The sequence below is a fragment of the Saccharomonospora sp. NPDC046836 genome (assembly GCF_040645195.1).
Lineage (GTDB): Bacteria > Actinomycetota > Actinomycetes > Mycobacteriales > Pseudonocardiaceae > Prauserella_A.
On record NZ_JBEYXW010000079.1, the window covers coordinates 1 to 8361 of the forward strand.

General features: G+C 71.5%; 5 protein-coding genes. All 5 read right to left on the reverse strand.

Translation table 11 applies throughout. From position 1 onward, the window contains the following. Positions 1–273: 273 nt before the first annotated feature. The 5 genes from ABZ863_RS34630 to ABZ863_RS34650 all read right to left on the reverse strand — a co-directional run bounded on the left by ABZ863_RS34630 (position 274) and on the right by ABZ863_RS34650 (position 8202). Positions 274–1971, reverse strand: a complete 1698-nt coding sequence (locus ABZ863_RS34630) for a penicillin-binding transpeptidase domain-containing protein (protein ID WP_358543918.1) — start codon at positions 1969–1971, stop codon at positions 274–276. Positions 1972–2101: 130 nt separating this feature from the next. Continuing rightward, complete coding sequence (locus ABZ863_RS34635; protein WP_033947410.1) at positions 2102–3727, reverse strand: penicillin-binding transpeptidase domain-containing protein; 1626 nt, start codon at positions 3725–3727, stop codon at positions 2102–2104. A 651-nt stretch (positions 3728–4378) separates the two neighbouring features. After that, positions 4379–5638 (reverse strand): site-specific integrase, encoded by a 1260-nt coding sequence (locus ABZ863_RS34640; RefSeq protein WP_358543921.1) that lies wholly within the window; start codon positions 5636–5638, stop codon positions 4379–4381. A gap of 74 nt (positions 5639–5712) precedes the next feature. Then, entirely contained in the window at positions 5713–5916 is a 204-nt protein-coding gene (locus ABZ863_RS34645; protein WP_047140885.1) for a helix-turn-helix domain-containing protein, read from the reverse strand. A 336-nt stretch (positions 5917–6252) separates the two neighbouring features. Further along, entirely contained in the window at positions 6253–8202 is a 1950-nt protein-coding gene (locus ABZ863_RS34650; RefSeq protein ID WP_358543924.1) for a DUF3987 domain-containing protein, read from the reverse strand. Between the last annotated feature and the right edge of the window lie 159 nt (positions 8203–8361).

Below are 8361 nucleotides of genomic sequence, written 5' to 3' on the forward strand. Positions count from 1 at the left end.
CACGCCATCCCGGCGCGAGCAGCTGCTCACCGCTGCCGCCGAACTGTTCCGCAGGCACGGCTTCACCGGAGACCCGACGTCACCTCGTGGCGTCCACCCACGCGATGGCACCCGCCACAAGGGAAATGAGCACCAGCCCCACCACAAGCGTCCCCAGCAGAATCACCTTGCGCACGGACCGCACATCCACAAAGCACCCTCCAAGGCAGGGAATCGAGCGAAGACCGGGCCGGACCCGTCACTCCGGCCCGGCCTCGCCAACCCCCTACCCCGTCAGGACCCGAGCAGCACCGCCCGCACCAACGGCCCCGCCGAGGCCCCGCCCCGGCCCCCCTCCTGGATGACCGCCGCGGCCGCCACATCGCCACGCCAGGCGGTGAACCACCCGTTGGGCTTCTTCTGGTTGTCCACCTCGGCGCTGCCTGTCTTGGCACCGACATCCGCCCCGAGCCCGGCCATGGGCTCGGCCCCGGACCCGGCGACGGCGGTGTGCGTGAGCAGGGCCTTGAGCTGGCTCTGCGCCGACGCCGAGAGCTTCCGCTCGGCCTTGGCCAGGGAGCGGCCGTCGACCTCGGGCGAGACCAGGTAGGGCTGGTGGAACTCGCCGGTCTTGGCGGTGGCGACGACGGAGGCCATGTTCAGCGGGTTGGCGCGGACGCCGCCCTGGCCGATGAGCGAGGCGGCCATCGAGGCGTCGGACTGGACGGGCACGGCGCCGTCGAACGACGGGACGCCGATGGCCCAGTCGTCCTTGCCCAGCCCGAAGACCTGCTGGGACTGCTTGGTCAGGTCGTCGTCCTTCAGCTTCTTCGCCTGGCTGATGAAGGCCGTGTTGCAGGAGGCCCCGAAGCTGTCCCGGAACGTACCGCCGGTGATCTTGAACTTCTCGAGGTTCTGGAACTTCCAGCCGCCGTACGAGGAGTACTTGGGGCACGGGTGCTTCTTGTCGATGCCCGCGAGGTCCTTCTCCAGCAGCATCGAGGCCGAGACGATCTTCATCGTGGAGCCGGGGGCCAGTGAGCCCTGGAGGGCGACGTTGAACCCCTCCGGGCTGGAGTTGGCGAAGGCGAGGATCTCCCCGGTGGAGGGGCGCAGCGCCACCACGGACGCCCTCTTCCGCTCGGCCACCTCCTTCTCGGCGGTGGCCTGGGCCTTGGCGCTGAGCGTGGTCCGCAGCGTGCCCTCCTTGCCCTCGGCGAGCGTCAGCAGGGTCTTGTCGGGCAGCTCGTCGTCCTTCCCGGACTTGGCCTCGGCGCCGTCCGCATTCTTCTCCTCGTCGGGCTTCTCGGCCCGCACGACGCGGAGTTCGACGCCCGGGGTGCCGCCGGCCTTCTCGCCGTACCGCTCGCGCAGGCTGTCCAGGACGGCGCCGAGCGAGGGGTACTCCTCCTTGGTCAGCTCCCCGCCGTCCCGGTCCAGGGCGCGGATCGGTGGTGTGCCGGCCTCACCGGTCACCAGCTGGTCGCCCTCGGCGAGGTCGGGGTGGAGGACGGACGGCTGCCAGTGCACCAGCGGGCGGCCGTCGGCGGCCCGCCGCACCACGGTCAGCTCCGACTCGTACGCCCAGGGCTTGCCGGTCTTCTCCCAGGTGACCGTGGTGGCCACCGAGAACGGCACTCTCGCCTTGGCGCGCTTGCCCTTCTGGATCTCCACCGGCCCGGTCTTCGCGCTCTTCGCGTACGCGTCCAGGGCGGTCCGGGCGGCGGCGGGGGAGTCGGTCTGCCGGGCGGCCTTGGCGGGCTCACCCGCCGCCCAGGCGTCGAGGAACTTGGTCGCGGCGCCCTTGACCTCGGTCGCCGTCAGGGGGCCGGTGGGTATCGCGTCGGCCTGGTCGGCCGCGTCCTCGCCGGTGAAGGCCCAGGCGCCGACCCCGGCGCCTATCACCACGGCGGCGGCCGCGCCGATCACCGCGTATTTCCTGGTGTTGTTGGTGCCCGGTTCGCGCCGTACCTCGCGTCGTCTCTTGCCCACAGTCCCCTCCGCAGCTCCGCCGCCCCCTCGGCACCGACGGGCCCCAGCGTAGTGCCGCCCACGGACACCCCGTTCCCTGGCCGGTCGGCCGGGGCAGGGGCGCGCGGAGGAGACGGTTCCGTACGCCGGGTCAGGCGCCGGAGCGCAGCACGGCGGCGACGATCGGGCCCGCGCTCTCGCCGCCCCGGCCACCCTGTTCGGCGACGGCGGCGACGGCCAGGTCACCGCGGTAGGCGGTGAACCAGCTGTTGGCCGTCGCCTGCCCGTCGACCTCCGCCGAACCGGTCTTCGCGCCGATGTCGCCGCCCAGCCCGGCCAGGGCGCCTGCCGCGCTGCCGGAGGTCGCGGTCCGGTGCATCATGGCGCGCAACTGCGCGGCCGTGCCCGGCGCCAGGCCGCGCGCCTGGGCCAGCTCACCGTCGATCAGCTCGCGCGGTACCAGCACCGGCTGCCGGAAGGCGCCGGTACGGGCGGTGGCGGTGACCGAGGCGAGGGTCAGCGGGTTCAGCTGGACCTGGCCCTGCCCGATCAGGGCGGCCGCCGTGTCGGGGCCGCCCGAGGCCGGGACCCTGCCGTCGAAGGAGGGCACGCCGATCCGCCAGTCGTCGCGGGCGAGGCCGAAGACCTCCTGGGCCTGGCGGGTGAGGTCGTCCACCTTCAGCTCGTCGGCGAACTTCACGAAGGCGGTGTTGCAGGAACGGGCGAAGCTGTCGGCGAGGGTGGCGTTCTCATTCGGCGCGAGGCCCGGCAGGTTGTTGAAGGTCTGGCTCTGCCAGGTGGCCGAGGGCGGGCAGGGCGCGGCCCCCTCGGCGGCGGTCAGCCCCTTGTCGATGAGGAGCGAGGCCGAGACGATCTTCATCGTCGACCCGGGCGCGAGCTGGCCGAGGAAGGACGCGTCGAAGCCGTCCGCACGGTGGTCGGCCACGGCCAGGATCTCCCCGGTACTGGGCCGCAGCGCCACCACGGACGCCTCCGCCCGGCCGGCCACCGCCTGTTCGGCGGCGCGCTGGGCGGCGGCGGAGAGCGTGGTGCGCACGGTGCCGGGCTTGCCCTCGGCGAGGGTCAGCAGGGTCTGCCGGGGCGCGCTGCCTTCGGGGTCGATCCACAGCTCGACGCCGGGCTCGCCGCCCGCCTGCTTGCCGTACCGGTCCCGCAGGGTGTCCAGCAGCGGCCCCAGCGAGGGGTGTCCGGAGCGCTTAAGCTCCTGGCCCGCCCGGTCGACGAGGCGGATCGGCGGCACCTCGGCCTCCCCCGCCTCCAGCGTGTCCCCCGCCTGGAGGTCCGGGTGGAGCACCTGGGGCGCCCAGTCGACCAGCGGCCGGCCCGTCGTCTCCCCCCGGACCACCTCCAGTTCGCCTTCGTACTTCCAGGTGCCCCGGTGCTCGCCGACGGAGACGGTGGCCTCGACCGCGTAGCCGACGGTGCGGCCGACCGGCTCCTCTGCGGTGACGCGCACATGGCTGACGTGGGCGGCCTCGAAGTAGTCGGCGAGTGCGCTCCGGGCGGCCACGGCGTTGTCGGTGAGCTGCGCCGCCTCGGCCGTGTCCCGGCGCGACCAGGCCGCGAAGAACGCCTTGGCCGCCTTGGCCGCCTCGGCCCGGGTCGGCGGCCCCGTCGGCTTCTCCGCCGCGGCCGCCTCGACCCCGTCGCCCCCACCTCCCACATCGCCGACCAGCTCGTAGACCCCGAACCCGGCGGCCCCCACCATGCCCAGAAACACCCCGCCGACCAGCGCGGCCTTGGCTCCGTTGCGCACGGAATCGTCCCCTCCCCGTCTCCCCGGCAGCTGCTCGAACGAAGATTTGAACGTGTTCAAACACCTGCCCTCCGGTGCACTCTAAGCACAGGAGTGGTCATGCGGAGGCAAAAATGCGGCGAACGTACTCCGGAATAGACCGTTCCGTCATGAGACCCGCCGCTATCGCAACGCCCGGCCTGCCCTGAAGCCCGGCGCCACCGACACCCCCCGCCCATCGACGGCCATCGAACGGCCGCTCCCCACAAGCCCCTTCGCGGTGGCCCGCGTCGCCTTGCGGCCAGGGTGGCGCGTCGCGCTCCCACCGTCGTACCTGTCGTAATCCCACGCCGACAGCGTCGGCGAGCGCCTGCCGGGACGGTAACCGGCGGCACTACGTGCTGCGCGCGGCCGATGATTTCCGGAGCCAGGCACCTCCTGCGTCACGCGACCTCAGTGTCGCGGTAGGCCCTGTGAGTTGCCTCTGCCGGGCGCCCGCGTACCGGCCCCACCGCTCGCTAGACCCACGTGTCCAGCCACATCCTCCGCTGCCACTGGTCCACCGGGATCGGCTCCCCCGTGTAGAGCGGCCAGAAGTAGATGAAGCCTCGGACCGCTGTACCGGAATCTTCCTGACCAGCAGTTTCGCCTCTCAGGAGGAGGCACTGGGGCCTACTGGGCCGCCTCTGGGCCGTGATCTTGCTTGCGGGCGGCCTTGTAGAGCCCTTCAACGGCCCTGCGGGTGCGGCCTTCGCTGCTCGGCATCAGGTGCGTGTAGGTGCGGAGGGTGAAGCCGGGGTCGGCGTGGCCGAGGTACTGACTCAGAGCCCGGATGTTCTCTCCCGCGTCGAGGAGGACCGACGCGTAGAAGTGCCTCAGAGCGTGCATGCCGTGTTCAGGAGCGGACGCGTAGCGTTCACCGAGCGCCGGTTGCCGGATGATGCCGGCGGTGGCAAGCGCAGGCTTCCACACGTGATCATTGAAGTGGCTCACGCGAACGTGTTTGGAAGCCGGTCCTGCGAAGATGAGCTGCTTCGTCACGGGCGAACCGTCAGGGCGCCGCCATGGCAGAGTTACCAGGATCGGCGGATACGCCTCGGCGTGTGCCTTGAGCGCCGCGCTGACATTGGCCGGCAGCGGCACGTCCCGGACCTTGTCACCCTTCGGCGGCGCGAACACGAACTTCCCCCGAATCCGCTTGAGCTGGTGTTCGACGGAGATCCAGCCGCCGTCGTGGTCGACCTCGTCCGTGGAGAGCCCGAAGACCTCACCTTGCCGCAGACCGCACCCGGCGGCCACGTCCACCACGGTCCGCAGAGAGTCGGGGAGCGCTGCCCGCACTGAGAACACCTGACTGGCGGTCCACGGCACCACGCGCCCGTGGCCCAGCTTCGGGCGCTGGACCGATTTGGCCTTGCAGGGGTTCTTCGCAACGAGACCGTCGTCCACAGCCGCGCTGAAGGCGGCGGACACGGTACCGAAGATGATCCGCCGGTGGGACGTAGCGGGCACCTTGTTCTCCAGAGCGCCGAGCCACGTCCTGATGTGGCCCGGCTGAAAGGAAGCAAGGGGGCGCGTTCCGATGTACGGGTACGCGTGCAGCCGCAGGCGACGCTCGGCAGCCTCTCGACTGTTCACCTCGGTCGTATGGGTTGCCACCCACTGTTCGGCGTACTGCTGAAAGGTGGTCTTGCTGGCCTTCGGGTCAACGTACTGACCCCGGGCCATGTCAGCGGCCGTCGAGGTCAGCCACTGCTCGGCGAGGCGCTTCTGCCGGTCGGGGAAGCTCTTCGACCTTTCGCTGCCGTCGGGGCCGATGTAGCGGGCGCGGTAGCGCATGCCGGTGCCGTGGCGGTCGGTCTTGACCCTGCGGGCCTTGCCGTTGGCGTCGGGTTCCGTTTTGTACCAGCGGTCTTGGATGTGGCCGGCCATGGTGTGGCGGTTCCTCCGGAACGTATGAGAGGGGCCGCCCGGTGCGGGCGGCCCCTCGTTTGGGTGGGTGTGGGTCAGGCGGCGTCGGTGAGCTGGGTGGTCCAGGCGTGGACGGCGGCGGGGTCGTAGCGGAGGTGCTTGCCGATGCGGATGGCGGGCGGGCCGGTGCGCTTCTTGCGCCAGTGGTAGACGGTCTCCAACGGCACGCTGAAGATGCGGCAGAGGTCTTCGGGGGTTAGGTAGCGCTCGGGGAGTCGGGCGGGCAGGGCGGTGGCCATGGGCGGTCTCCTCGGGTGCGTGGGGGGCGGGGTGGCGCCGCAGAAAAAGCAAAAACAGCAAAAATGCCGAATCTGCGGTCTGACCTGGGGTTTTATCGGGGTGGGGTGGGCGCCGCAAAAATCGCGGTAATCGCCGCAGAAATACCCTTGGGCCCGCCGCAGGGTGCTGGGGCGGGCCCGAGGGGAGGGGCGTCGGTCCGGGGGTGGGGTATTTCTGCGGGAGTTCCGCTGATTTTTGCGGCGGGCGGCGGGGGTGGGTGTTGTTGCTGGTCAGGGCTGGGTTTCGGGATTTTTGTTGTTTCTGCTTTTTCTGCGGCGGGGTTCCGGGGTGCGGGGTCAGGTGGTGGGGTTCCGGGTGTGGGGGTGGATGAGGTAGCGGGGGGCCGGGGGGCGGCCTCGTTTGCCGGTGCGGGGTGGCGTCTGGGTGCGGATGTGGCCGTGGTCTTCGAGGAGGGCGAGGGCGGCTTCGAGTTCGGCGACGGTGGGGAACTCGGAGCGGGGGAGTTTGGCGAAGAGGTCGCGGCGGGAGACGGATTCCCAGGCGTTGGCGGTGAGGGTGTCCAGGACGGTGTGGGCGCGGGCCTGGGTGGTGTCGGCGCCCATGAGGTCGAAGACGGCCAGGGCGTGGGCGGTGAAGTATTCGGCGATCTCGATGGCGGCCATCATGGTGGGGCCGCTGACGGGCTTGCCGTAGCCGTCGGTGAGATGTTCGGCGAGGTGGAGGAGTCCGGCGATGCGGGCGGCGGCGCCGACGAGCTTTCCGGCCCACTTGCCGACGTGGCCGAGCTTGCCGCCGGTGGTCTCCAAGTCGGGCTCGATGGCTTCCTCGTAGGCGATGAGGGCCTTGTCAGCGGCGGGGGAGAGCTGGAGGACGGCCGGGTCGGTCCAGTCGGCGAGAGAGAGGGTGAGCGCGGTGATGTTGCGCTCGTAGGTGTCGCTGACGTGGTCAGGGACGGTGGGCGGGTTGATGCGGCGCCGGCCGACCAGGGAGGTGGGCAGGCAGTACAGGAAGCGGGCGAGCAGGCCGCGTCCGTCGAAGCCGCGGTTCCTGCCGATGTCCTCCAGAACGGAGGGCTGCACGGCCAGGCCCATGGTCAGGGCGGGGGCTTCGACGTACTCCTCGCGGGTGCGGCGGTCCACGCGCATGCGGTCGCCGGCGTGGCCCTTGAGGAAGACCTCCATGTTGGGGGTGCCGGAGTAGCGGCCGGCGATGATGTCGAAGATGCCGCCCTCGGCCGACATCACGGCCATGCGTCCGCCCTGTTCGGCGACGAGGGAGGAGAGGACTTCGGGGGTGGTGTCGTCGGCGAGCAGGCGGGGCTTGACCGGCACGGTCATGCTCTCGGCGGCCTGGGCCAGGGCGATGGCTTCGGCGACCAGCGCGTCGTGTTCGGGGCCTTCGGTCTTGGCGGCCTTGGCGGCGGCGTTGTCGGCGGCTTCCTTGGCCATCTTCGCCGTCAGTTCCGCTTCCACGATGTGCCCGGATACCTGGGAGTTCAGGAGCCGTTCGGCCTCGTAGAGGGGGCGGGTCATGGCGGAGAAGACGGCGCTCTTGCGGTTGGCGGGGGGCAGGGCGACGACGACGAACAGGTTGACGGGCTCGCGCCAGCGGCCCCGGACGTGGACGACGGTCCGGCCGCCGGCGGCGGTGGCCAGCACGGACAGGGCGAGGGCTGCGGCCATGTCGACGGGGGTCTGTGTCTCGGTGGCGATGGCGGAGGTGAACTCGCCCAGCCAGGCGGGCAGCGCGTGGTTGGGGAAGTCGGGCAGCGGCGGGCGCTGGTTGAGGGGGATGGGGTCGGGCCAGGCGTCGGGCAGTGTGGCGGCGCCCTGGGCGAGGATGTCGCGCAGTTCGTCCGCGCTGGCCTCGCCGGTCAGCCCGGCCTGCACGATGCGTGTCCCGGCCTCGATGCTGCGGCGGCGGCGGGCCAGGTCGTGGACGATCTCGGCGTAGTAGGCGGCGTTGGACGGGCTGGGCACGGCCTGCACCAGGGTGTGCAGGTAGGGGCGTCCGCCCGCGCGGGTGAGGTCGCCGGTGGATTCCAGGTGGTGGCCCAGCGCGATCGGGTCCACGGGGCGGCCCTCGCCGTGCAGGGCCAGGATCGCGCGGTGGGTGATCTCGTGGGCGACGCTGTAGTGGTCGGCGGGGTCCATGACCGCGCCGACCTCGGCGATGACGGCTGGAGCGAGGATCATCGAGCCGACCACGGCCTGTTCGGCCTCGTGGTCACGGGGCGGCCCGCCGGCCGCCGCACGGTCGTGCAGAGGAACGATCGGAGCACTCATGCGGCCTTGTTTCCTTCCAGGTCGAGCAGCGGGCAGACGGCGGCGTGCGCGGTGTGGGCGGCGATGAGGGCCGGGACCCCGGCGCGGTCGCGGGCGGTGCGCTCGAACCCGCACTGGCACCACGACCGTGCCGACGCGGGCGCGGCGGGGGACGGGGGC

Excerpts from the sequence above, each read along its gene's own strand:
- ABZ863_RS34640 (WP_358543921.1), bottom strand. The coding sequence starts at position 5,638 with ATGGCCGGCCACATCCAAGACCGCTGGTACAAAACGGAACCCGACGCC.
- ABZ863_RS34645 (WP_047140885.1), bottom strand. The coding sequence starts at position 5,916 with ATGGCCACCGCCCTGCCCGCCCGACTCCCCGAGCGCTACCTAACCCCC.
- ABZ863_RS34650 (WP_358543924.1), bottom strand. The coding sequence starts at position 8,202 with ATGAGTGCTCCGATCGTTCCTCTGCACGACCGTGCGGCGGCCGGCGGG.